The sequence below is a fragment of the Erythrobacter sp. RANMB8 genome (genome assembly GCF_056848235.1).
This window is the reverse complement of record NZ_JBREHG010000005.1, coordinates 30,680-53,110: the sequence shown is the minus strand read 5'-3', so window position 1 is coordinate 53,110 and position 22,431 is coordinate 30,680. Positions and strand designations below refer to the sequence as shown.

General features: G+C 66.9%; 23 protein-coding genes. 11 read left to right on the top strand and 12 right to left on the bottom strand.

Annotated features, from left to right (window positions below):
• Positions 1-161 precede the first annotated feature (161 nt).
• The 5 genes from ACU0AG_RS08925 to ACU0AG_RS08905 all read right to left on the bottom strand — a co-directional run bounded on the left by ACU0AG_RS08925 (position 162) and on the right by ACU0AG_RS08905 (position 4,862).
• Positions 162-899, bottom strand: coding sequence for a DUF1013 domain-containing protein (locus tag ACU0AG_RS08925; protein ID WP_482781925.1), 738 nt, complete (start codon positions 897-899; stop codon positions 162-164).
• Between the two features lie 102 nt (positions 900-1,001).
• Positions 1,002-2,108, bottom strand: a complete 1,107-nt coding sequence (locus ACU0AG_RS08920) for a glycosyltransferase family 4 protein (protein WP_482781924.1) — start codon at positions 2,106-2,108, stop codon at positions 1,002-1,004.
• Positions 2,105-3,013 carry a UDP-2,3-diacylglucosamine diphosphatase gene (locus tag ACU0AG_RS08915; RefSeq protein ID WP_482781923.1) on the bottom strand — a complete coding sequence of 303 codons (909 nt, stop codon included), beginning with the start codon at positions 3,011-3,013 and terminating at the stop codon, positions 2,105-2,107. Before ACU0AG_RS08915 ends, ACU0AG_RS08920 begins: the two co-directional genes overlap by 4 nt.
• A 195-nt stretch (positions 3,014-3,208) precedes the next feature.
• Positions 3,209-3,838 carry a glutathione S-transferase family protein gene (locus tag ACU0AG_RS08910; RefSeq protein WP_482781922.1) on the bottom strand — a complete coding sequence of 210 codons (630 nt, stop codon included), beginning with the start codon at positions 3,836-3,838 and terminating at the stop codon, positions 3,209-3,211.
• Between the two features lies 1 nt (position 3,839).
• Positions 3,840-4,862 (bottom strand): NAD(P)H-quinone oxidoreductase, encoded by a 1,023-nt coding sequence (locus tag ACU0AG_RS08905; RefSeq protein ID WP_482781921.1) that lies wholly within the window; start codon positions 4,860-4,862, stop codon positions 3,840-3,842.
• A gap of 103 nt (positions 4,863-4,965) precedes the next feature.
• Between ACU0AG_RS08905 and ACU0AG_RS08900 the strand changes: the two genes are divergently transcribed.
• The 3 genes from ACU0AG_RS08900 (at position 4,966) to ACU0AG_RS08890 (ending at position 8,797) form a co-directional block, all read left to right on the top strand.
• Positions 4,966-5,169 (top strand): DUF1192 family protein, encoded by a 204-nt coding sequence (locus tag ACU0AG_RS08900; protein WP_482781920.1) that lies wholly within the window; start codon positions 4,966-4,968, stop codon positions 5,167-5,169.
• A gap of 131 nt (positions 5,170-5,300) precedes the next feature.
• Positions 5,301-7,658, top strand: coding sequence for an ATP-dependent Clp protease ATP-binding subunit ClpA (gene clpA / locus ACU0AG_RS08895; RefSeq protein WP_482781919.1), 2,358 nt, complete (start codon positions 5,301-5,303; stop codon positions 7,656-7,658).
• A gap of 131 nt (positions 7,659-7,789) precedes the next feature.
• Entirely contained in the window at positions 7,790-8,797 is a 1,008-nt protein-coding gene (locus tag ACU0AG_RS08890; protein WP_482781918.1) for a ligase-associated DNA damage response exonuclease, read from the top strand.
• Between the two features lie 22 nt (positions 8,798-8,819).
• On the opposite strand, the gene ACU0AG_RS08885 is transcribed toward ACU0AG_RS08890, so the two are convergent.
• On the bottom strand, positions 8,820-9,122 hold the full coding sequence (locus ACU0AG_RS08885) for a hypothetical protein (protein ID WP_482781917.1): 303 nt from the start codon (positions 9,120-9,122) through the stop codon (positions 8,820-8,822).
• A gap of 98 nt (positions 9,123-9,220) precedes the next feature.
• On the opposite strand from ACU0AG_RS08885, the gene ACU0AG_RS08880 reads away from it, so the two are divergent.
• The 3 genes from ACU0AG_RS08880 to ACU0AG_RS08870 all read left to right on the top strand — a co-directional run bounded on the left by ACU0AG_RS08880 (position 9,221) and on the right by ACU0AG_RS08870 (position 12,170).
• Positions 9,221-10,834 carry a cisplatin damage response ATP-dependent DNA ligase gene (locus ACU0AG_RS08880; protein ID WP_482781916.1) on the top strand — a complete coding sequence of 538 codons (1,614 nt, stop codon included), beginning with the start codon at positions 9,221-9,223 and terminating at the stop codon, positions 10,832-10,834.
• A gap of 177 nt (positions 10,835-11,011) precedes the next feature.
• Positions 11,012-11,527 carry a DUF1993 family protein gene (locus tag ACU0AG_RS08875; protein ID WP_482781915.1) on the top strand — a complete coding sequence of 172 codons (516 nt, stop codon included), beginning with the start codon at positions 11,012-11,014 and terminating at the stop codon, positions 11,525-11,527.
• 10 nt (positions 11,528-11,537) lie between these two features.
• Positions 11,538-12,170, top strand: coding sequence for a YoaK family protein (locus ACU0AG_RS08870; RefSeq protein WP_482781914.1), 633 nt, complete (start codon positions 11,538-11,540; stop codon positions 12,168-12,170).
• Here the strand turns inward: ACU0AG_RS08870 and ACU0AG_RS08865 are convergent.
• The 6 genes from ACU0AG_RS08865 to ACU0AG_RS08840 are packed head-to-tail and all read right to left on the bottom strand — an operon-like array spanning position 12,167 to position 16,926.
• The gene (locus tag ACU0AG_RS08865; RefSeq protein WP_482781913.1) at positions 12,167-12,448 is read right to left on the bottom strand and encodes a DUF167 domain-containing protein; all 282 of its coding nucleotides are present in this window, start codon (positions 12,446-12,448) and stop codon (positions 12,167-12,169) included. The genes ACU0AG_RS08870 and ACU0AG_RS08865 overlap by 4 nt on opposite strands.
• Positions 12,448-13,014 (bottom strand): gamma carbonic anhydrase family protein, encoded by a 567-nt coding sequence (locus tag ACU0AG_RS08860; protein ID WP_482781912.1) that lies wholly within the window; start codon positions 13,012-13,014, stop codon positions 12,448-12,450. The genes ACU0AG_RS08865 and ACU0AG_RS08860 overlap by 1 nt, the downstream gene beginning before the upstream one ends.
• Positions 13,011-13,559, bottom strand: coding sequence for a GNAT family N-acetyltransferase (locus tag ACU0AG_RS08855; protein ID WP_482781911.1), 549 nt, complete (start codon positions 13,557-13,559; stop codon positions 13,011-13,013). The genes ACU0AG_RS08860 and ACU0AG_RS08855 overlap by 4 nt, the downstream gene beginning before the upstream one ends.
• Positions 13,556-14,107, bottom strand: a complete 552-nt coding sequence (locus tag ACU0AG_RS08850) for a GNAT family N-acetyltransferase (protein ID WP_482781910.1) — start codon at positions 14,105-14,107, stop codon at positions 13,556-13,558. The genes ACU0AG_RS08855 and ACU0AG_RS08850 overlap by 4 nt, the downstream gene beginning before the upstream one ends.
• Entirely contained in the window at positions 14,100-15,095 is a 996-nt protein-coding gene (gene hemB / locus ACU0AG_RS08845; RefSeq protein ID WP_482781909.1) for a porphobilinogen synthase, read from the bottom strand. The genes ACU0AG_RS08850 and hemB overlap by 8 nt, the downstream gene beginning before the upstream one ends.
• A gap of 43 nt (positions 15,096-15,138) precedes the next feature.
• A complete protein-coding gene (locus tag ACU0AG_RS08840) occupies positions 15,139-16,926 on the bottom strand; it encodes a peptidoglycan DD-metalloendopeptidase family protein (protein WP_482781908.1) in 1,788 nt (595 codons plus the stop codon).
• Positions 16,927-17,136: 210 nt separating this feature from the next.
• Between ACU0AG_RS08840 and ACU0AG_RS08835 the strand changes: the two genes are divergently transcribed.
• The 5 genes from ACU0AG_RS08835 (at position 17,137) to ACU0AG_RS08815 (ending at position 22,422) form a co-directional block, all read left to right on the top strand.
• Entirely contained in the window at positions 17,137-19,878 is a 2,742-nt protein-coding gene (locus ACU0AG_RS08835; RefSeq protein ID WP_482781907.1) for a helicase-related protein, read from the top strand.
• Positions 19,875-20,240: a S4 domain-containing protein gene (locus ACU0AG_RS08830; protein WP_482781906.1), complete on the top strand. Its 366-nt coding sequence runs from the start codon at positions 19,875-19,877 to the stop codon at positions 20,238-20,240. Before ACU0AG_RS08835 ends, ACU0AG_RS08830 begins: the two co-directional genes overlap by 4 nt.
• A gap of 10 nt (positions 20,241-20,250) precedes the next feature.
• Complete coding sequence (gene fdxA / locus ACU0AG_RS08825; RefSeq protein WP_482781905.1) at positions 20,251-20,589, top strand: ferredoxin FdxA; 339 nt, start codon at positions 20,251-20,253, stop codon at positions 20,587-20,589.
• Between the two features lie 266 nt (positions 20,590-20,855).
• On the top strand, positions 20,856-21,389 hold the full coding sequence (locus tag ACU0AG_RS08820; RefSeq protein ID WP_482781904.1) for a CarD family transcriptional regulator: 534 nt from the start codon (positions 20,856-20,858) through the stop codon (positions 21,387-21,389).
• A gap of 208 nt (positions 21,390-21,597) precedes the next feature.
• The gene (locus ACU0AG_RS08815) at positions 21,598-22,422 is read left to right on the top strand and encodes a head GIN domain-containing protein (RefSeq protein WP_482781903.1); all 825 of its coding nucleotides are present in this window, start codon (positions 21,598-21,600) and stop codon (positions 22,420-22,422) included.
• The last annotated feature ends 9 nt before the right edge of the window (positions 22,423-22,431 follow it).

Sequence of the window (22,431 nt, the reverse complement as noted above, 5' to 3'; positions counted from 1 at the left end):
CGGACGGGCCGCGAGCGCAAGCGCGCGAGCCGTAGGTGCTCAAGCCCGAAGGGTTTGAAACAGCACCGAGGACGTGCCCGCGGAGGCGGGCACGCAAAGCAAGAAAGCCAAGCCCCGTGTCAAGCACGGGGCGACGAGATAACCTAATATTGCTCAGCCTCTCAGATGAACCCGCTCTCGGGGTCGATCTTTTCCTCGGCAGCTTCGGCTTCGCGCTTGCGGGCGAGCCATGCTTCGGCTTCGGCTTCCTGTGCGGCTTCGCCAGCAGCCTTGACCTGCGCATCGCGTTCGGCGCGCAGTTCCTCGATCAGCTTTTCGCGGTCATTGCGCTCGGCCTTGACCGGTGCGTCGGCATCCTCGGTCACGCCGGCGCGCTTGGCGGCCTTGGCCACCATCGCATCAAGCTCGCGCTGCGAGCACAGGCCGAGGGTCACCGGATCCTTGGGGGTGATGTTCTGGATGTTCCAGTGGCTGCGGTCGCGAATCGCGCCGATTGTGTTGCGGGTGGTGCCGATCAGCTTGCCGATCTGCGCGTCCGACACTTCGGGGTGGTTGCGCAGGATCCAGGCGATGCCATCGGGCTTGTCCTGCCGCTTCGACACGGGGGTGTAGCGCGGTCCCTTGGTGCGGGTCACTTCGACCGGCGCCTTGTGCATCCGCAGCGAATAGGACGGGTCTTCCTGACCCTTTTCGATTTCGGCTTGCGTCAGCTCGCCCGAGTGCACCGGATCGCGGCCGGTATACTTGCTGCCCGCAAGATCATCGGCCATCGCCTGCACTTCGAGGATGTGGAGGCCGCAGAACTCGGCAATCTGCTCGAACGAGAGCGCGGTGTTGTCCACCAGCCAGGTTGCGGTGGCATGCGGCATCAGCGGCTTGGGCTGATCCTTGGTCGCCATGGGGGGAATCTCCGTTGAAAATAGAAGGGCCGCCCCTTCCGGAGCGGCCGCCTTGCCGCAGCCCATAGGCGAAACGGGCCGTAACGGCAAGGAAAAGGGGAGTCAGAATGCAGCGGCTGTCGCAAGCGAGCCGGCCTGCTCCTCTTTCAGCGGAACCAGTCCTGACAGAAACTGCCGAGTCGCCGCCTCCCAGCTGAAGCCCGCGCCATAGGCCGCGCAGGCGGCGCGATCGCAATAGCGGGCGGCATCGATGGCGCGGGTCAGGTCTTCGGACAGCGCGCCCACGGCATCGGTCACGATATCGAGCGGGCCGGGGACCGGAAAGGCGGCCACCGGCGTGCCGCAGGCCAGCGCCTCGATCATCACCAGCCCGAAAGTGTCGGTGCGGCTGGGAAAGACGAAGACATCGGCCCCGGCATAGCAGCCCGCCAGCTCTGTGCCGGTCTTCTTGCCGAGGAACAGCGCATCGGGGAACTTCGCTTCAAGCGCGGGCCGCGCCGGACCATCGCCGACCACCACCTTGGTGCCGGGATAGGGGCAGGCGAGGAAGGCCTCGATGTTCTTCTCCACCGCGACCCGCCCGACATAGAGCAGGATCGGGCCTTGCAGCGTGGCATATTCGGGCGGCGGCGGGGCTTTCGGGGAAAAGGACGCCAGATCGACGCCGCGGCTCCAGTGGGCGAGGTGGCTCAACCCCTGTTCGCGCAGCTGGGCGCGGATCGTCTCGGTCGCCACCATGATCGTCTCGGCCGGGCGGTGGAACCAGCGGATGAACGGCCAGAAGGTGCTCGCCGGAAGTCCGGTGCGGCGGGCGATGTAATCGGGAAACTGGGTGTGATAGGCGGTGGTGAAGGGCACCTTGCGGCGCAGGCAATACGCCCGTGCCGCCAGCCCCAGCGGACCTTCGGTGGCGATGTGCACCGCATCGGGCGCGATACTCGCCAGCCGCCGCCCGACTGCACCCGGCAGGGTCAGCGCAAGGCGGATTTCGGGATAGGTCGGCGCCGGCAGCGAAGGGTAGCCTTCGGGCGAGATCACGGTGACCTGATGCCCCCAGCCGCGCAGCACCTCGCAGGTGGTCGAAAGCGTGCGCACCACCCCGTTGGTCTGCGGGTGCCAGGCATCGGTAACAATAGCGATTGATGCAGGCGAAGGCCCGGCAGGACTGGTCGCGGCGCTATCCGGCAGGATCGCGGTGAACTGGTTCACGCCGCCTCGCGCGCCGGGGCAGCAGCGGGGGCTGCGGCAGGTTCGGCACCGGCGGCGCGGCGCTTGATCTCGTCGGGCCAGTGGAGAATTTCCATCCGTCCGTCGTGATGTTCGACCAGCGCGTTGCAGCCTTCGACCCAGTCGCCATCGTTCCAGTATTCGATGGCGCGGCCATTGTGCTGGAAGGTGCGGAATTCGGCGGTGTGGATGTGCCCGCACACCACCCCGTCGACCCCGCGCTCGCCGGCGGCGCGGGCGACGACTTCCTCGTATTTGCCGATGAATTCGACCGCGTTCTTGACCTTGTGCTTGGCCGCCTTGGAGAGCGACCAATAGGGCTTGCCCAGCCAGCGCCGCACGGTGTTCACCGCCACATTGCACTTCATCATCCAGTGGTAGGCATGATCCCCCACGAAGGCGAGCCAGCGGTGCGAGAGCATCACCGCGTCGAATTCATCCCCGTGCAGCACCATCAGGCGGCGGCCATCGGCGGTGTCGTGGAAGGCGGCGCGGCGGATCTCGATCCCGCCGAAATTGAGGCCGGTGAACTGGCGGAACATCTCGTCGTGGTTGCCGGGGATATAGACGACCCGCGTGCCGCGCCGCGCCCGCTTCATGATGCGCCAGACGATGTCGTTGTGGGCAGCGGGCCAGTAGAATTTCTTCTTGAGCCGCCATCCGTCGATAATGTCGCCGACCAAATACATCGTCTCGCTGTCGACATGGTCGAGGAAGTCGATCAGCAGATCGGCATTGCAGCCCTTGGTGCCGAGGTGGACGTCGCTGATCCAGACCGTGCGGTAGCTCCGCCGTGCGACACCTTCGGGTTCCGGCGTGCGCGGGGCGGTGAGGGGGAAGCTCGCAACATTGGCGTGAATCAGGTCGTCGAAGTCGGCGCCGGTCATCGGGATTTCCTGAGTGGCTTGTCTCAGGTGCCCCGATGCCAGACGATTGTTACACCCGACTCTCAGGCGCGTGGCGGTTTCGCGTCATGTTTTCAGAACCATGACAGCGCGTTTCATGCCGGCGTGCCGGAGATGCTCAGGCGCCGCACGGGCTTGGCCAGAGGGCGATGGGTCATGCCCATCGCCCCTCCGGCATCAGTCCATCGCCACAAAACCGGGCAGCGCCTGAACGCGCGCGATCCATGCGCGGATATGGGCATAGTCGCCTAGGCCAAAGCCGCCTTCCTCGGCGACATGGGTGTAGGGGAACAGCGCGATATCGGCGAGCGTCACGGCGTCACCGCAGAAAAAGGCATGGTCTGCCAGATGCCTTTCCATCAGATCGAGCGCCGCGCTGCCCGCCATCCGCTTGGCCATGATCTGCCCGCGCTGCTCCGCCGAAAGCTTCGCCTCGCCCACGAACCGCAGCCAGAAGCGCAGCGTGGCGACGTTGGGTTCGTGGTTGTACTGTTCGAAGAACATCCAGCGCAGCATGTCGGCCTGCGCAAAGCGGTCTGCCGGAACAAGCGCGCTGCCATGGGCGAGATACCAGCAGGCGGCGTTGCTTTCGGGCAGGAAGCGGGCGTCCTGCCCCTCGCCGATCTGGAGCACCGGTATCCGCCCATTGGCATTGACCGTGGCGAGAAATTCCGGCGCGCGCGTCTCGCCCTGCATGATGTCGTAGGACCGCCGTTCCAGCGGCAGGCCAAGCAGCGCGGCGGTGAGGCGGATCTTGTAGCAATTCCCGCTGCGGGGATCTTCGTGGAGGGTGAGGGACCCGGCCACCTCAGCCACCCGCTACCTCCAGCACGATCTTACCGATATGCTCGCCCGCTTCCATCCGCGCATGAGCGGCGGCGGCTTCGGCCAGCGGGAAGGTCATGTCCATCACCGGCGACAGCTCGCCATCGGCGAACAGCGGCCAGGCATTGTCGGCGATTTCGTCGGCGAGCGCGGCCTTGAAGCTGTCCGAGCGCGGGCGCAGCGTCGATCCGGTGAGCGTCAGGCGGCGCATCATCACCACCGCCATGTTCACATCGGCCTTCGCACCGCCCAGCACCGCGATGGTGACATGGCGGCCATCCTCGGCAAGGCATTTGAGGTTCTTCGCGACATAATCGCCCGACACCATGTCGAGCACCACGTTGACGCCCTTGCCCCCGGTGTGCGCCAGCACCGCCTCGACGAAATCAGCCTCGCGGTAATTGATCGCCACATCCGCACCGATGCGGGTGGCGGCATCGCACTTCGCCTGATCTCCGCAGGTGACGATCACCTGCATCCCGAAGGCCTTGGCGAGCATGATCGCCATGGTGCCGATGCCGCTGGTGCCGCCGTGGACCAGCACGCTTTCGCCATCGCGCGCCAATCCGCGCTCGAACAGGTTGTGCCACACGGTGAACAGGGTTTCGGGCAGCGCGGCCGCTTCGGACAGCAGCATCCCTTCGGGCACCGGCAGGCAGTGCTGCCAGTGCGCGGCGCAATATTCGGCATAGCCCCCGCCCGGCGTGAGCGCGGCGACGAACTGCCCGATCATCTCGCGCGGGACTTCGCTGCCGACGGCGACGATCTCGCCCGAAACCTCCAGCCCCAGCAGGGGCGAGGCGCCCGGCGGCGGGGGATAGGCACCGGCGCGTTGCAGGCAATCGGGCCGGTTGACCCCGGCATAGGCTACCTTGATCAGCACATCATCGGGGCGAAGGCGCGGCAGATCGCCGGTTTGCAGCCGCAAAACCTCCGGCCCGCCCGGTGCATCGAACCCAATCGATTGCATGGTGGCGGGCAGTTCCCTCACGTCCCTTGCGACCATTACCTTTATTCCCCCGAACGAGCCCCGTTAACCACGTTGGCGGGGCGAATACAGGTCTCGCCGATTGACAGCAAGCCGCTTGGCTTGCGATGCTGCGCTTCGAATGGAAGAACCCGATCGCCCCAGACCGTCCGGCGACGCTGCCAGCCGCCTCGTGACCGAGGATCTCGGCCCCTATTCGCAGGCCGAGCTGGCCGAACGGATCGCGCTGCTCGAAGCGGAAATCGCCCGCGTGAAAGCCCACCGCGACAAGGCCGCCGCCCACCGCGCCGCGGCTGACGCGCTGTTCGGAAAGCCGGGCGGGTGATCCGCGCAACTTTCCGCTGCGTATCTTCACCGGCAGAGTCGCAATTTGCGCTGTCTTGCCCATATAGTCCGGAAATGGCGCCCCCCGCTCACTCGCCACGAGCAACCACCGCTCGCTGAAAGGCCTCTCCCATGCCCAGCTTCGCCCAGAACCTCGAACGCACGCTGCACAACGCGCTCGGCAACGCGTCCGAACGGCGGCACGAATATGCCACGCTCGAACACCTGCTGCTGGCGCTGATCGAAGACGAGGATGCCGCCGCCGTGATGGCTGCCTGCGGGGTCGATCTGGCCGAGCTGGGCGAGGTGGTGAAGCAGTATCTCGATCAGGAATATCAAAGCCTCAAGACCGAAGACGGCGCCGATCCGCAGCCCACGGCGGGCTTCCAGCGGGTGATCCAGCGCGCGATTCTGCACGTGCAGTCTTCGGGCAAGGACACGGTGACCGGCGCCAACGTGCTGGTCGCGCTGTTTTCCGAACGCGACAGCTATGCGGTCTATTTCCTCCAGCAGCAGGACATGAGCCGGCTGGATGCGGTCAGCTTCATCAGCCACGGCATCGGCAAGGGCGGCCGCCAGATCGAATCGAAGAATCCGCAAGGCACCGACAAGCAGGAAGAGGCCGAAAAGGCCAAGGACGCAGGCGGCAACAAGAAGGAAACGGCGCTCGACCAGTTCACCGTCAACCTCAACGCCAAGGCCGAAGCCGGCAAGATCGATCCGCTGATCGGGCGCGGGCCGGAGGTTGACCGCACCATCCAGATCCTGTGCCGCCGTTCCAAGAACAACCCGCTCTATGTCGGCGATCCCGGCGTCGGGAAAACCGCGATTGCCGAAGGCCTGGCGCGCAAGATCGTCGAAGGCGATGTGCCCGAAGTGCTGCAGGAAGCGGTGATCTACTCGCTCGACATGGGCGCGCTGCTGGCGGGCACGCGCTATCGCGGCGATTTCGAAGAACGGCTGAAGCAAGTCGTCACCGAGCTTGAGGCGATGCCCAACGCGGTGCTGTTCATCGACGAGATCCACACCGTGATCGGCGCGGGCGCGACCAGCGGCGGGGCGATGGACGCCTCGAACCTGTTGAAGCCCGCGCTGTCCTCCGGCGCGATCCGCTGCATCGGATCGACCACCTACAAGGAATTCCGCAACCACTTCGAAAAGGACCGCGCCCTGCTGCGCCGGTTCCAGAAGATCGATGTGAACGAGCCCACGATCGAGGATACCATCGCGATCCTCAAGGGCCTGCGCTCGGCCTTCGAGGAACACCACAAGGTCAAATACACCCCCGATGCGATCAAGACCGCGGTGGAACTCTCGGCGCGCTACATCAATGACCGCAAGCTGCCCGACAAGGCGATCGACGTGATCGACGAAGTCGGCGCGATGCAGATGCTGGTGCCGCCCAGCCGCCGCAAGAAGACCATCACCGCCAAGGAAATCGAAGCGGTGATCGCGACCATGGCGCGCATCCCTCCAAAATCGGTCAGCAAGGACGACAAGAAGGCGCTCGAAAACCTCGAACGCGATCTCAAGCATGTCGTGTTCGGGCAGGACGAGGCGATCACGCGCCTTGCCACCGCCATGAAGCTGAGCCGTGCCGGCCTGCGCGATCCGGACAAGCCGATCGGCAGCTTCCTGTTCAGCGGCCCCACCGGCGTCGGCAAGACCGAAGTCGCCCGCCAGCTCGCCACCATCATGGGGATCGAGCTGAAGCGCTTCGACATGTCCGAATATATGGAGCGGCACTCGGTCTCGCGCCTGATCGGCGCGCCTCCGGGCTATGTCGGCTATGATCAGGGCGGGTTGCTCACCGATGCGATCGACCAGAACCCGCATTGCGTGCTGCTGCTCGACGAAATCGAGAAGGCGCACCCCGATCTCTACAACATCCTGTTGCAGGTGATGGATAATGGCCGCCTGACCGATCACCACGGCAAGACGGTCGATTTCCGCAATGTGGTGCTGATCATGACCACCAATGCGGGCGCGTCCGACATGGCGCGGCAGGGTATCGGCTTTGGCGATGTCAGCAAGGCCGACGCGGGCGATGAAGCGGTGAAGAAGATGTTCACCCCCGAATTCCGCAACCGCCTCGATGCGATCGTGCCCTTCGCCTATCTCGGCAAGAGCACGGTGGCCCGCGTGGTCGACAAGTTCATCCTCCAGCTCGAACTGCAACTGGCCGAGCAGAACGTCCACATCCAGTTCGACAGCGATGCCCGCAGCTGGCTGGCCGACAAGGGTTACGACAAGCTGTATGGCGCCCGCCCGATGGCCCGACTGATCCAGGAAAAGATCAAGCAGCCGCTCGCGGAAGAACTGCTGTTCGGCAAGCTGGCCGATGGCGGCGAGGTGCATGTCAGCATCAAGGACGGCAAGCCCGCCTTCGAAATGACCCCGGCCCCGCCGAAGGTGAAGCCCGCGAAAAAGGCGGGCGCGAAGAAGAAGCCGGTGGCCAAGGACCCCGCGCCGGAGACGGACGAGGGATAAAACTGACGGGCGTGCCCACCCCCAGCCCCTCCCGCAAGCGGGAGGGGAGCGAGACTTGGCAGCTTGCTGCCTAGTCGCAGCGGGGTGGGCCTATCGCGGAACCCGATCCGCTTTACCTTCGTATCTCCCCCATGACCGCGCCCTTCTCCTGGATCAGGCCCGAGCCGTGGGGCATCCACATCGTCCCGGCCGACACATGGGTCGATCCCGCCCGTGCCGTGCCGCGGGCGCTGGTCACGCATGGCCATGCCGATCACGCCCGCGGCGGGCATGGCGAAACGCTGGCGACCCCTGCCACGCTGGCGATCATGGCGCTGCGCTACCAGACCCGCGAAGGCGCGGTGCCGGTGGAATATGGCGAAGCGGTCAGCATCGGCGGCGGGGTCACCGCGACCTTCCTGCCTGCCGGACACGTGCTCGGCTCGGCCCAGATTTGCCTCGAACACGCGGGCGAGCGGGTGATCATCACCGGCGATTACAAGCGCGCCCCCGATCCCACCTGCACACCCTTCGCCGTCACTCCCTGCGACATCTTCATCACCGAGGCGACCTTCGGCCTGCCGGTCTTCACCCATCCGCCGATCGGCGCGGAAATCGGCAAGCTGCTCCACGCCCGCACCGCCAACCCCGATTCCTGCATCCTCGTGGGTGCCTATGCGCTCGGCAAGGCGCAGCGGGTGATCGCGGAACTGCGGGCGGGCGGATATGGCGACACGATCTGGCTCCACGGCGCGATGGAAGCGATGTGCCGGCTGTATGAGGAACACGGCGTCGCGCTGGGCGATCTGCGGCTGGTCAGCGATGCGCCCTCGAAGGAGGCGATGCGCGGGAGCATCATCCTCGCACCGCCCTCTGCCCTCAATGACCGCTGGAGCCGCCGCCTGCCCGACGCGATCACCGCCATGGCGAGCGGGTGGATGCGGGTGCGCGGACGGGCGCGGCAGCGCGGGGTGGAACTGCCGCTGGTGATCTCCGACCATGCCGACTGGAACGAGCTGACCACCACTATCGCCGAGGTGAACCCGCAGGAAACCTGGATCACCCACGGCCGCGAGGAAGCGCTGCTGCGCTGGTGCCAGCTGAACCAGCGCCGCGCGCGTGCGCTGGCACTGGTGGGGTACGAGGACGAGGATGAATAGCACCCCCGCCCCCGCAACAGGCTTACTTGATCGCCGCCAGATCGGTGCCGATCTTGCCCAGCACTTCCTCGCTGATCATCCCCTGCGAGAAGGGGGCCAGCGCCTTGAGGCTGAGCGCCTTGAACTGGTCGTAGGCCGGGTGCTGGTCGATGCCCGGCAGGTGCTTCACCACCACCGCCTTGGCGCGTTCGTCGGCCATCAGCGCCTCGATCGGGGTGTCGACGGTGAAGGCGGCAGCAGGCGCTTCGGTCTGGGCGAGAACGGCGGCAGGGGCAGCAACAGCCGCGAAGGCCAGACCAAGCGCGGCAAGCGGAGCAAACTTCATAAAGGCAATTCCTTGTTGGCGACGCGGACAGGCGAGGCGTCGGGGCGATGCTTTAGCCGATTCGCATGGCAGCACAATGAACGGGTTACGGGGGCCTGATGGAGGAATTCGCCGCCCTGCTCGATGCGCTCGTCTATACCACCAGCCGCAACCGCAAGCTGGCGCTGATCGCCGCCTATCTGCGCGAGGCCCCTGATCCGGACCGCGGCTGGGCGCTCGCCGCGCTGACCGACGGTCTGGATTTTCCTGCAGTGAAGTCCTCCACCATCAGAGGCCTGATGATGGAGCGGGTCGATCCGGTGCTGTGGGCGCTCTCGCGCGATTTCGTCGGCGATACGGCCGAGACGGCAAGCCTGCTGTGGCCCGAACCGGAGGATGCCGCACCCCGGCCTGAACTGTCGCTCGCCGAAGTGGTCGAGCGCCTCTCCGCCCTCACCCGCGCCACCGCGCCGAGGGAACTGCCCGCGCTGCTTGACCGGATGGATGCGAGGGGGCGCTATGCCCTGATCAAGCTCGCCACCGGCGGGATGCGGGTCGGCATTTCGGCGCGGCTGGCCAAGACGGGCTTTGCGCAGGCCTTTGGCGTGGCGGTCGAGGAAGTCGAGGAATACTGGCACGCCCTCGCCCCGCCCTATGGCGAACTGTTCGACTGGGCGGCGGACGGCGCGCCACCGCCCGATCTCGCCAATGTGCCGCGCTTCCGCCCTTTCATGCTCGCCCACCCGCTGGAGGACACGCACGTCGATCTGGCCGACTACGCGGCCGAATGGAAATGGGACGGCATCCGCGTGCAGCTGGTGCGGGCCACAAATCACGAAGGGCGCGGGCAGACACGGGTCTATTCGCGTTCGGGCGACGATATCTCGGCCACCTTCCCCGAACTGCTCGAAGCCCTGCCCTTCGATGCGGTGCTCGACGGCGAATTGCTGGTGCGCGGCTCTGCCCAAGGCGGAGAGGCGGGCGGCGCGGCGAGTTTCAATGCGCTCCAGCAGCGGTTGGGGCGCAAGACCGTGTCGAAGGCGATGCTGCGCGATTACCCCGCCTTCGTGCGGCTTTACGATGTGCTGCTGGCCGAGGGCACCGACTGGCGCGAGCACCCGTGGAAGTCGCGCCGCGCAACTCTGGAAGGGCTGATGGCGCGGCTTCCGGCGAGCCATTTCGACCTGTCGCAGCTGGTCGAGGCGGAGGATTTCGCCGCGCTCGCCGCGATCCGCGACACCGCGCGCGACGAGGCGATCGAAGGGCTGATGCTCAAGCACCGCGAGAGCCTCTATGTCGCAGGGCGCAAGGCCGGCCACTGGTTCAAGTGGAAGCGCGATCCGCTGCTGGTCGATTGCGTGCTGATGTATGCGCAGCGCGGCAGCGGCAAGCGGTCGAGCTTCTACAGCGACTACACCTTCGGCTGCTGGGCCGGCGATCCCGATGCCGGGGCCGAGCTGCTGCCGGTGGGCAAGGCCTATTCGGGCTTCACCGATGCCGAATTGAAGCAGCTCGACAAGTTCGTGCGGCAGAACACCCTCAATCGCTTCGGCCCGGTGCGCGAGGTGAAGCGCGAACTGGTGTTCGAGGTGGCGTTCGATAGCGTCCATTCGTCAAAGCGCCACAAGAGCGGCCTCGCCATGCGCTTCCCCCGCATCCACCGCATCCGCTGGGACAAACCCGCGCATGAAGCCGACCGGATCGAGGGATTGCGGGCGTTGATAAAGGACTAGGCCCCTCCTCGTCATTGCGAGGAGCCGGAGGCGACGAAGCAATCCATGGATGGCCGTTTCCACTTGTCGCACGGGTCGGCCATGGATTGCTTCGCCTTCGGCTCGCAATGACGAGGGGGCGTTGATAAAGGGATGAACGCGGCCTAACTCCCCCCGCATACCAACGGGAGAGAAACTATGTCCTACGCCACCGCAGCGCTTGCCGCCTATGCCAATGTGCTCGGCACGCTCGACCACCTCGTTGCCAAGGCGGAAGGCCATGACAAGGGCGAGGCGCTGTTGCAGGCCCGTCTGGCGGAGGACATGTTCCCGCTTCACACCCAGATCCGCTTCACCATCGATCAGGTGGTGACCGCGCTGAACCGCCTCGGCAATGCCGGGCACGCCGCCGACGACAGCGACATTGCCAGTCTGGCCGAGGCCCGCGCGCGGATCGCCAAGGCGAAGGCGCTCGTCACCGGCACCGATCCTGCCACCTGGCCTGCCAGCGGCGACACGGTGGAATTCACCCTCCCCAACGGCATGGCCTTTGCCATGCAGGCGCACGAATACTGCCGCGACTGGGCCACGCCGCAGGTCTATTTCCACCTGATGAGCGTCTATGCGATCCTGCGCATGGAAGGGCTGGCGGTCGGCAAGGCGGATTATGTCGGCTACATGATCAGATATCTGAAGCAGCCCGCAGGAGCCTGAGCCCAAGCCGATGCACCGCTACAATCCCGCCCGCCAGCGTCTCGCGCTTGGCCTTGCCGGGCTGGCGGGGCTGGTGGATGCGACAGGGTTTGTGGTCGCGGGCGGCTATTTCACCTCGTTCATGTCGGGCAACACCACGCGGATGGGGGTGGAGCTGGTGGAACGGCCTGCGCTGGCGCTCGCGCCGCTGGGGCTGATCGCGTGCTTTCTGGCAGGGGTGATCGCGGGTGCGATGATCGGGCGGCGCGTGCGCGGGCGGCACAAGCGGGTGCTGCTGGGGCTGGTCGCCGTGCTGCTGGGGGCGGGCGCGGGATTGCTCGCGGCGGGTCTGCCCGTTCCCTTCCTTGGCCTGTCGGCGCTGGCGATGGGGCTCGCCAACAATGTCTTCGTCCGCGATGGCGAGGTGACGGTGGGCGTCACTTACATGACCGGCGCGCTGGTGCGCTTCGGGCAGGGGGTGGCGGCAAGGCTGGCGGGAGAGCCGCTGCCCTCCACGCGGGGCTACGGCCTGCTGTGGAGCGCGCTGGCGCTGGGCGCAGCGGCAGGCGGGGCGCTGTGTCTTGTCGCACCGGCTGCGGCAGCAGGGACGGGATTTGCCGCCGCGCTGATGCTGTGGGGATTGGCGCTGCGGATCGAGCGTTAGAGCGAAATCCGGAACAGCTTCTGCCGCGAAGTCGCGCCGCGCAACAATTCTATCCGCGAGGGCGGCACATCCAGCGCCTTTGCCAGCAGCTGCGCCACCGCTTCATTCGCCGCGCCCCTGTCTGCCGGAGCGCGCACCTTCACCTGCACGAGGCCGCCCGCAAGCGTCACCGCTTCCTCGCGCGCGCCGGGGGTGACTTTCACCGCCAGCCGTCCCTCGCCATCACAGCAGGCGCGCAGCGCCGCCGCATCAGGAAGGGTCGCCGGTGGCCGCGCCATCAGCCCAGCGCTTTGGCGACCGCCTCGGCATGGTGCTTGGCGTTCTCGGCATAATGCGCCACGCCCACCCGCATGCCCGCAATCGCGGGTTCGGGCAGATCGCGCAGCTTGACCGCAGGCCGCCCGGCCCACAGCTCGCGCTCGCCCATCACCTTGCGCTCGGTCAGCATCGCGCCCGCCGCCAGCATCGCGTCAGAACCGATCACCGCCTTGTTCATCACGATCGCGCCGAGGCCGACAAAGCCGCGATCATGGATGGTGCAGCCGTGCACCATCGCCATGTGGCCGATCAGCACATCATCGCCGATCACCAGCGGGCAACCGTCCGGATCGCCGGGGCGCGGCGGATCGCAGTGGAGCACAGAGCCGTCCTGCACATTGGTGCGCTCGCCAATGCGGATCGAGAACACGTCGGCGCGCAGCACGCAATTGTACCAGATCGAAGAGCCTGCACCGATCTCGACATCGCCGATGATCGTGCAGCCGGGCGCGATGAAGGCGGTGTCGTGGATTTTCGGGGTCTTGTCGTGGATCGGGATGATGTTGACGCCCGGTCGGTGGGTCATTGCTGGTTCTCCCATTGGTCGCGGGTGATCGCGTATTGGATAATCGGTTCGGGATCGGCCGGGTCGCGGAAATCGAGGTCCGTGCGCCGCGCCATCCCGAGCTTTTCCATCAACCGCCAGCTGCCCACGTTGGCCTCGCAGGTCAAGGCGACGATCAGCGGCGCGTGATGCACGGCAAAGCCCCAGTCCACCACGGCGCGCATTGCCTCGTGGGCATAGCCCATGCGCCAGCGGTCCTCGCGCACCAGCCAGCCGATTTCGTGATCCTGCGGGTTGGGCGCCAGCGGATGGGCGACACGGCGCAGCCCGCAATGGCCGACCATCGCGCCGCTCGACCGCTCTTGCATGATCATGAAACCAAAGCCCTCGGCGGCAAAACCGTCACGCGCGGCCTGATGCTTGGCCGCGATCACGGCGCGGGGCTGCACCCCGCCCAGATATTGCATCACCGCGGGCGTATTGAGCAGCGTCATGTGCGCATCGAGATCATCCGCGCCGATCTGGCGCAGCACCAGCCGGGGCGTGGTCAGCACGGCTGCCGTCATGCTGTCTGCCATTCCTTGCGGGCGATGGAATAGGCGATGATCAGCGGGTTTTCGGGATCGAAATCGGGGCTGGCGAAATCGAGATCCTCGCGCCGCCGCATCCCCAGCCGCAGCATCAGGCCCCAGCTCGGCGCATTGCCCTGCACGGTCAGCGCGATGACTTCGTCTGCACCGAAGCGATCAAAGGCGATATCGAGCGCGGCCGTCGCGGCCTCTTTGGCATAGCCCTGCCCCTGGGCATCCTCGCGCAGCCGCCAGCCGACTTCCATCATCCCCTGCGGACCGCCCGGCTGGTTGGAGCGTTTCAGCCCGCAAAAGCCGAGCAGCGCGCCATCATCCTTGCGTTCCACCACCCAGAAGGTGTGGCCGTGATCGTGCCGGTAGGATTCAAGCCGCGCCCGCACCGCAGCCTTGCCGGCCTCGTCCACCACGCCGCCCAGCCAGCGCATCACCGCAGGCGTATTGGTGACGCGCCAGAATTCAGGCCAGTCATCCTCGCGCCAGTCGCGCAGGACAAGGCGGGCGGTGTCGTGACGGAATTCAGCCATTCAGCAATCGGGCGACGTGGGCGGCGTGATAGGTCAGGATCCCGCTGCATCCGGCGCGCTTGAAGGCGATCAGCTTTTCCAGCACCAGCGCATCGCGGTCGCCGATCCCGGCTGCCTGCGCGGCCTCGATCATCGCGTATTCGCCGCTCACCTGATAGGCGAACACCGGCACGTCGAAGCGCTGCTTTACGCGGTAGATGATGTCGAGATAGGCGAGGCCCGGTTTCACCATCACCGAATCCGCACCCTCGGCAATGTCCATCGCCACTTCGCGCAGCGCCTCGTCGCCATTGGCGGGATCCATCTGGTAGGTCTTCTTGTCGCCCTTCAGCAAGCCCCCGCTGCCCACCGCATCGCGGAACGGGCCGTAGAAGGCGCTGGCATACTTGGCGGCGTAGGACATGATCTGGACATTGGGGTGCCCGTTCATCTCCAGCGCACGGCGGATCGCGTGGATGCGGCCGTCCATCATGTCCGAAGGCGCGATGATATCCGCGCCCGCATTGGCCTGATTGACCGCCTGATCGACCAGCGCGGCCACGGTATCGTCGTTGAGGACATAGCCCGCATCGTCCACCAGCCCGTCCTGCCCGTGGCTGGTATAGGGATCGAGCGCCACGTCGGTCAGCACGCCGATGGCATCGCCGCAGGCGTCCTTGATGGCGCGGATCGCCTGGCACATCAGGTTGTCGGGATTATGCGCCTCGGCCCCGTCGTCGCTGCGCAGTTCCCGGGGGGTGTTGGGGAACAGCGCGATCACCGGAATGCCGAGGCTCACCGCCTCTTTCGCGCGCGCCACGATGCCATCGACCGACCAGCGCGACACGCCGGGCAGGGTGGCAACCGGCTCCTCCACACCCTTGCCTGCGGTCACGAACAGCGGCCAGATCAGATCGGCAGGGGTGAGGATGGTTTCGCGGTGCAGCGCACGGCTCCACGCGGTGGCACGGCTGCGGCGCAGGCGGGTGAGGGGATAGCTTCCGGTCATGCGCAAGGCTTACGCCCATTCGCGGCTGGACGACAAGCGCCGTTTACAGTGAGCCCGCGCCGGTGCCGGCTTTGCCGATCCGCGCCGACAGATCGACCTTCTCGATCTCGCGCACCGGCTCCTTCACTTCGGTCGGCAGGGGTTCGAGATCCTTGAGCGCCGCGCCGACCTCGATTTCCTTCAGCTTGATCAGCTGGCGGCGGAAATCGATCAGTTCGGTGCCCGACAGTTCGGCGCGGGTGACGAACTGGACGCTGGCCGGATTGACCGCTCGCCCGCCGCGATACATTTCGTAGTGGAGGTGCGCGCCGGTCGAAAGGCCGGTCGATCCGACATAGCCGATCACCTGACCGCGCCGCACCTGCTGGCCCGCGCCCACCGCCATGCGGCTCATGTGGCAATAGCGGGTGGACAGCCCCCCGCCGTGCTCCAGCCGCACCGCGATACCGCAGCCCCCGGCGCGTCCGGCCGCACTCACGCGCCCGTCGGTGACTGCAACGATCGGCGTGCCGTAACGTGCCTTGAAGTCCATCCCCGCGTGCATCCGCGTATAGCCCAGGATCGGGTGGCGCCGCATCCCGTAGTTCGACGAGACCGGCCCCGGCACCGGCGCCAGCAGCCCGCGCCGCTGTTCGCCCACGCCCGATGCCTCGTAGAAGCGCCCGTCCTTGCCCCAGCGCATCAGCTGGGTGCGCGGCTTGCCCGCCCGGTCGACCCCGGCATAGAGCAGCTGCCCTGCCTGCCGCTCGCCGGTGGCGGCGCGGCGGTAATCGATGATGATGTCGAACTCGTCACCGGGGCGCACTTCGCGGTCCATGTCGATCTGCGCGTCGAGCGCCTTGAGATATTCCTGCACCGCGCTCGCCGGGACGCCCGCCTGCCGCATCGAGCGGTAGAGGCTCGATCCCACCGCACCGCGCACCCGCAGCGGGGTGTTGTCGACCCGGATGACGTTGCGTTTGAGCGCGAGCGGGCCCCTGGGGATCACCGGCGTGCCGTCTTCGGCAATCTCGCCCACGCCCGGCCGGGTCAGCTCAAGCTCCAGATCGAAGCGGGCGCGGAAGGCGAGGCTGTCGAGCGGGCGCGGCTCGCCCGGTGCGGGCCGGCGGCCCAGCAGCACATCCATCTGCGTGCCCGAGGTGATCTCCGACAAGGGCACCGCCTGCCCGACCAGCGCGGCGGCGCGGTCGATATCGCTGGCGGATACCCCCGCACGGCGCAGCATCGAGACAAAGCTGTCCCCCGGCGCCAGCGTCACCACCAGCGCGATCTGCGGCCGTTCGGGCGCGCTTTTGAGCGGGATCACCGCCTGGGTCGGCCCCATCCGCCGGCCACTGTCGGCACCCAGCGCCAGCGGCAGGATCATCTGGCTGCGCAACTCGCCCTGCACTTCCTCGCCCTGCGGCATGGCCGGGCGGGCTTCGAGCGGGGTCAGATCGGGCCAGAACGCCAGCGCCAGCGCGCCGAGGCCCACCATCGTCCCAAGCCCGCGAAACCAGCGGCGGCTGCCGATGTCCTCGGCCAGATCGGGGGCCAGATCGGCCTCGGCAAACCAGCGCGAGACGCCAAGACGCCATTCGTCATAGCGTTCGCCAAACCCGTTGACCCGCGCAATCACGCGGCGCTTGGCCTTTTGTGCCTTGGTCGGCGGGGCGAGCGCCTTGGCGTTGCGGAAATAGGGCAGCAGTTCGCGGGCGGTTTCGGGATCGAGCGGCGCGGGCGCTGCGGACGCGGAAGGGGGTGCGGTCGATGCCGGAATAGCAGGCGCGTTGTCCCCGGCGCCGCTTTCAGGCTCCGGCGGATCGTTCAGATTGCGCGCATGGTCCAACATCAATGCCCCGATAGCGGCGCCCGTCCGGAGCGAGATCCACTGTCACACAGCCCCGTCCCTTGTCGCATTTTGATGCCAGAACAAAGTAAATCCGGCGTTAACCAGCGACCAGCCGCACTGCGGATGCGATAAGGTGTTGTGCGTAGCTTGCGCAAGGCCCCGCCGCCGCCCTTGCCCCCCGCCTGCAAGCCTGACAGAACCCCGAAGGTCGTGACCCCTCCCTCTCCCTTCCGCCCCGGCGATGACAGCCATGTGCGCGCCGTGTTGGGGCCGACCAACACCGGCAAGACGCATCTCGCGATCGAGCGGATGTGCGGCCATTCGAGCGGCATGATGGGCTTTCCGCTTCGCCTGCTGGCACGCGAGGTCTATGACCGGGTGCGGGCGATCAAGGGTGACAAGCAGGTCGCGCTGATCACCGGCGAGGAGCGGATCGAGCCGCCGGACGCGCGCTATTTCCTCTGCACCGCCGAAGCCATGCCGCGGACGAGCGGCGAGGTCGCTTTCGTCGCGCTCGACGAGGCGCAACTGGGCGCGGACCCCGAACGCGGGCATATCTTCACCGACCGGCTGCTCCACGCGAGAGGGCGCGAGGAGACGATGATCCTCGGCTCGGCGACGCTCGAACCGATGGTCAAGGCGCTGATCCCCGGGGCAGAAGTGACCAGCCGCCCGCGCTTTTCCACCCTCAGCCATGCGGGCGTGTGCAAGCTGTCGCGCCTGCCCAAACGCAGCGCCGTGGTCGCCTTCAGCATCGAGCAGGTCTACGCCATGGCCGAGGCGCTGCGGCGGTTCCGCGGCGGGGCGGCGGTGGTGATGGGCGCGCTCTCGCCCGAAACCCGCAACAAGCAGGTGGCGATGTTCCAGGCGGGCGAGGTCGATTACATCGTCGCCACCGACGCCATCGGCATGGGGCTGAACCTCGATCTCGATCATGTCGCCTTTGCCAGCCTGTCCAAATATGACGGGCGCAGGAAGCGGCGGCTGACCCCGTCGGAAATGGCGCAGATCGCCGGTCGCGCCGGGCGGCACCAGCGCGACGGCACCTTCGGCACGCTGTCGGGGACGGGCAAGGGCGACGGCGAGCCGCTCGCCTTCACCGATGAAGAAGTCTACGCCATCGAGGAACACAAGTTCGCGCCGCTCACCCACCTGTTCTGGCGCGATGCCACCCCGCGCCATGACAGCCTGCGCATGCTGATCGCCGATCTTGAGGCGCGGCCCGACAATCCCGTGCTCAAGCCCGCGCCCGAAGCGATCGACATGGCGGTGCTGCGGCGGCTGGCGGATGATCCCGTCGGCCAGACCGTGCGCGGCGCGGGCAGCGTGCGGCGCTTCTGGGGGGCCTGCTCGCTCCCCGATTTCCGCAATCTTGGCGTCGAACAGCACGCCCGCTTCGTGGCGCGCTTGTGGGATGACCTTGCGCAAGGCTATCTGGGCGCCGATTTCGTCGCCGCACGCATTGCCGAGCTTGACCGGATGCAGGGCGACATCGACACGCTGCAAGGGCGGATCGCGGCGATTCGCAGCTGGGCATACATCTGCCAGCGGCCCGACTGGGTGCTGGCGCGGGACGAAATGGCGGCGCGGGCTCGCGCGGTCGAGGCGAAGCTTTCGGATGCGCTGCATGCGCGGCTGACCGAAAGGTTCGTGAATCGAAGGACGACACTCTTGATGAAATCGCTGGGGCAGGATGCAAGCGCGCTGCCCGTCACGCTCGAACCCGATGGCCATCTGACGGTGGAGGGCGAGAGCATCGGCCGGCTCGAAGGCTTCCGTTTCCATGTCGATCCCTCGGCCGGGGTGGCTGACCGGCGGATGCTGCTGGCGGCGGGCGAAAAGGCGCTGCCCGCGCTGCTTGCCGAACGCGCCGACTGGCTGCTGGGGCAGGGCATCGGCGAGCTCGAGATTTCGGGCGGGGCGATCTGCTGGCAGTCCCGCGCACTTGCTGACATCACCTTCCCCGGCCAACCCGGCGGCGGGAGCTTCGGCACGCCCAAGCTGGCGCTGACCCGCGATCTGGCGCTGTTGCCCGAAGCGGCAAAGACGAAGCTGGAGGCAGGGCTGGGCGAATGGCTGGACAAGCAGCTCGAACCGCTCGCCCCCTTGCGCAAACTGGCCGAGGCCGCCCGCGATCCCGAAGCCGGATCGCAGGCGCGCGCGCTGGTGATCACGCTGATCGAGGCCCGCGGCGTGATCAGCCGCGAGGATGCGGGGCTGGAAAACCTGCCCAAGGACATGCGGCCCTATCTGCGCAAACTGGGCGTGACCTTCGGCGCGCTCGATATCTTCGATGCCCCGCTGCTGAAGCCCGCCCCGCGCCGGTTGCTGCACGCGCTCGGCCTCGATCCGCGTCCGCTCAGCGAGAACATGCTCCCCGTGCTGGCCGAGGGCAGCTGGGCGAAGGGGCGTCTGCCCGCCGGATACCGCTATGCCGGGACGCAGGCGATCCGCGTCGATCTGGCCGAGAAGATCCTGCGCGCCGCCTTCGATGCCCGCGCCGTGGTGACCGCGGCCCACCCGAAGGAGCGCAACCCCGCCTTCCGGCTCGACCTGTCGCTCGCCGTGTCGATCGGGCTGGAGGCCGACAATGCCCGCCGCCTGCTCGGCAGCGCGGGCTTCCGCTGCGACCGCGCTCGCGCGCTGCCCGAAGGCGCGCACGGCGCCCCGGCGCCCGACCGCTGGCACTGGCGCCCGCGCCGCCCCGGCGAAAAGGACGAACGCCGCCGCGATCACCGGCTCGACAATCGCAAGGGCAGGGAAAACCCGCAAGGCAAGGCCCGGCCGGACACCGACGGCAAGGGCGGAAAGCCGCAGCGCGATAACCGGCGCGGCCAGCGTCCCGCCCGACCCGCCGCCACAGCCAGGCCCGCACCCAAACCCATCGGCGACACCGGCCCGGCCCGCGCCGGCGGGGCCTTCGACAAGCTGGCGGACCTGCTCAAGGGATGACAGCGGGCAGTGCGGCCGGATCGCTGAGGATCGACCGCCTGCTGGTCTGCCTGCGCTTTGCCCGCACCCGCTCCGCCGCGCTCGCCCTGATCGAAGGCCATGCGGTGCGGCGCAACCGGAGCCACGTGCGGCGCGGATCGGAACCCGTGCGCTGCGGCGATGTGCTGACCATCGCGCTGGGCGGCAGCGTGCGGGTGATCGAACTGCTCTCGCTCCCCGACCGCCGCGGCCCGCCTGCCGAGGCGCGTGCGCATTATCGTGAGGTTGACGGCTGCGGACTTGACCCTAAAGGGCAAAACACCATAGGCGCGTCGCCGCTTGTGCCGGACGCTGCGTCCGGCGATCCCGAACACCGCTTTTGAAAGAGCCGCAATGACTTACGTCGTCACCGAAGACTGCATCAAGTGCAAGTACACCGATTGTGTGGAAGTGTGCCCGGTCGATTGCTTCTACGAAGGCGAGAACATGCTGGTGATCAACCCCAGCGAATGCATCGATTGCGGCGTGTGCGAACCCGAATGCCCGGCCGAGGCGATCCTGCCCGATACCGAGGACGGCCTCGAAAAGTGGCTGGAGCTCAACACCCAGTATTCGGCGATCTGGCCCAACATCACCAGCCAGAAGGCCCCGCCCGAAGATGCCGACGCGCACAAGGGCGAACCGGGTAAGTTCGAGAAGTATTTCAGCGAACAGCCGGGCGAAGGCGACTGATTTTCCTGCAAACCTTCCTATCTGCAAAGGGATAGGGGCGCGTGCAATCGCCGACTCGCAATTTTGTTGCGGGTGTGCTATATAATCCAGCGACCGCGCCGGGCCGCAGCCCGCGCAGGCGATGAAAACCAGGAAGGCCGCACCACCAGCAACCCCCTAACCGGATGATCCGCTCCCGGCGCTTGATCCCTTTCGGGGTCGGGTCGCGCCGCCGGGATGGTTGTCCGCTCTCACGCTGTCCGGACGGCCCACAGAAAGGAACTTGCATGGCAAGCACCGCAAACGCATTCACCGTCGGCGATTATGTTGTCTACCCCAAGCACGGCGTTGGCCGTGTGATCGAGCTGCAGAGCGAGGAAATCGCCGGTATGCAGCTGGAACTCTATGTGCTCCGCTTTGAAAAAGAGCGCATGACCCTGCGGGTGCCGGTGGGCAAGGTCGAAGCGATCGGGATGCGCAAGCTGTCTTCCGACAAGACCCTCAAGCAGGCGATGGAAACCCTGAAGGGCAAGCCCAAGGTCAAGCGCACCATGTGGTCGCGCCGCGCGCAGGAATATGAAGCGAAGATCAATTCGGGCGACCTCGTGTCGATCGCCGAAGTGACCCGCGACCTGTTCCGCCCCGAAGACCAGCCGGAACAGTCCTATTCGGAACGCCAGATCTTCGAAGCAGCCTCCAGCCGCCTCGCCCGCGAACTGGCCGCGATGGAGGAAACCGACGAGCAGACCGCGCTCGGCAAGATCCTCCAGGTGCTGCGCGAACACGCCCCGCAGTATTACGATACCGCCGAGGAAGCCTGAGGCTCCCCGCCGCGTAACGCGAACATCAAGGGCTGCCCGACGGGGCGGCCCTTTTTGCTTATGGTGGTTTGAGGCCCACCCCCACCCCCTCCCGCAAGCGGGAGGGGAGCGAGACTTGGCGGGTTTGCCGCCTAGTCGCAGCGGGGTGGGCTTGCACCCCATTGCGCGGTGTATTACATAGGCAATACGCTAACCGGAGAGAGCCCCGATGACCCACATCCTTCGCAACCGCATCGCCCCCGCCACGGCTCTTGCGCTCGGCCTTGTGCTGGCAGGTTGCGAGGGTGCGGACATGCAGATCAACGGGCAGGACGGTGTGCCGCTCGCCGAGGTCGAAATCGCCGGCCCGCCGCCGTCGGAAGTGGTGCTGGCTTCGGGCGACACCGTGATCGTGACCGATGGCGATGCCTTTTCGCTCAAGGTCGAAGGGACGGACACCGATTCGCTGCGCTTCGTGCGCGACGAGACCGTGATCGGGATCACCCGCGAGGATGGGTGGAAGGGCACCAGCAATGCCACCATCCGCATCACCATGCCCCCGCCGAAGGAAGTCGTGATCGCCGGCAACGGCACCATCACCGCGCAATCGCTGGCGCCCACGGCCAGCGTCTCGATCGGCGGTTCAGGCACGATCACCTTCGCCTCGGTCGCAGCGGAAAAGCTGGGCGTGAACATCGGCGGCAGCGGCACGGTGAAGGGCGCGGGCACGGCCAAGGTGCTTGAAGTGAATATCGGCGGCAGCGGCGATGTCGAACTGGCCGGATTGAAGGCCGACAAGGCCGAAGTCGCGATCGGCGGCGCGGGCGATGTTGCCTTCGCGTCTGACGGAACGGTCGAGGCGAATATCGCGGGCGCGGGCGATGTGCAGGTGACCGGCAATGCCAAGTGCACTGTCAACGCCTTCGGATCGGGCACGCTCACCTGCTCGCCAACCGGCGCGGGCACCACCGCGGCGATTCCGGCGCCTGCCGAAACCCCCGTCGCCGCACCCACCGTGCCGGTCGCACCGGTCGCCCCGAAAGCGCCGCAATAGGATTTGCAT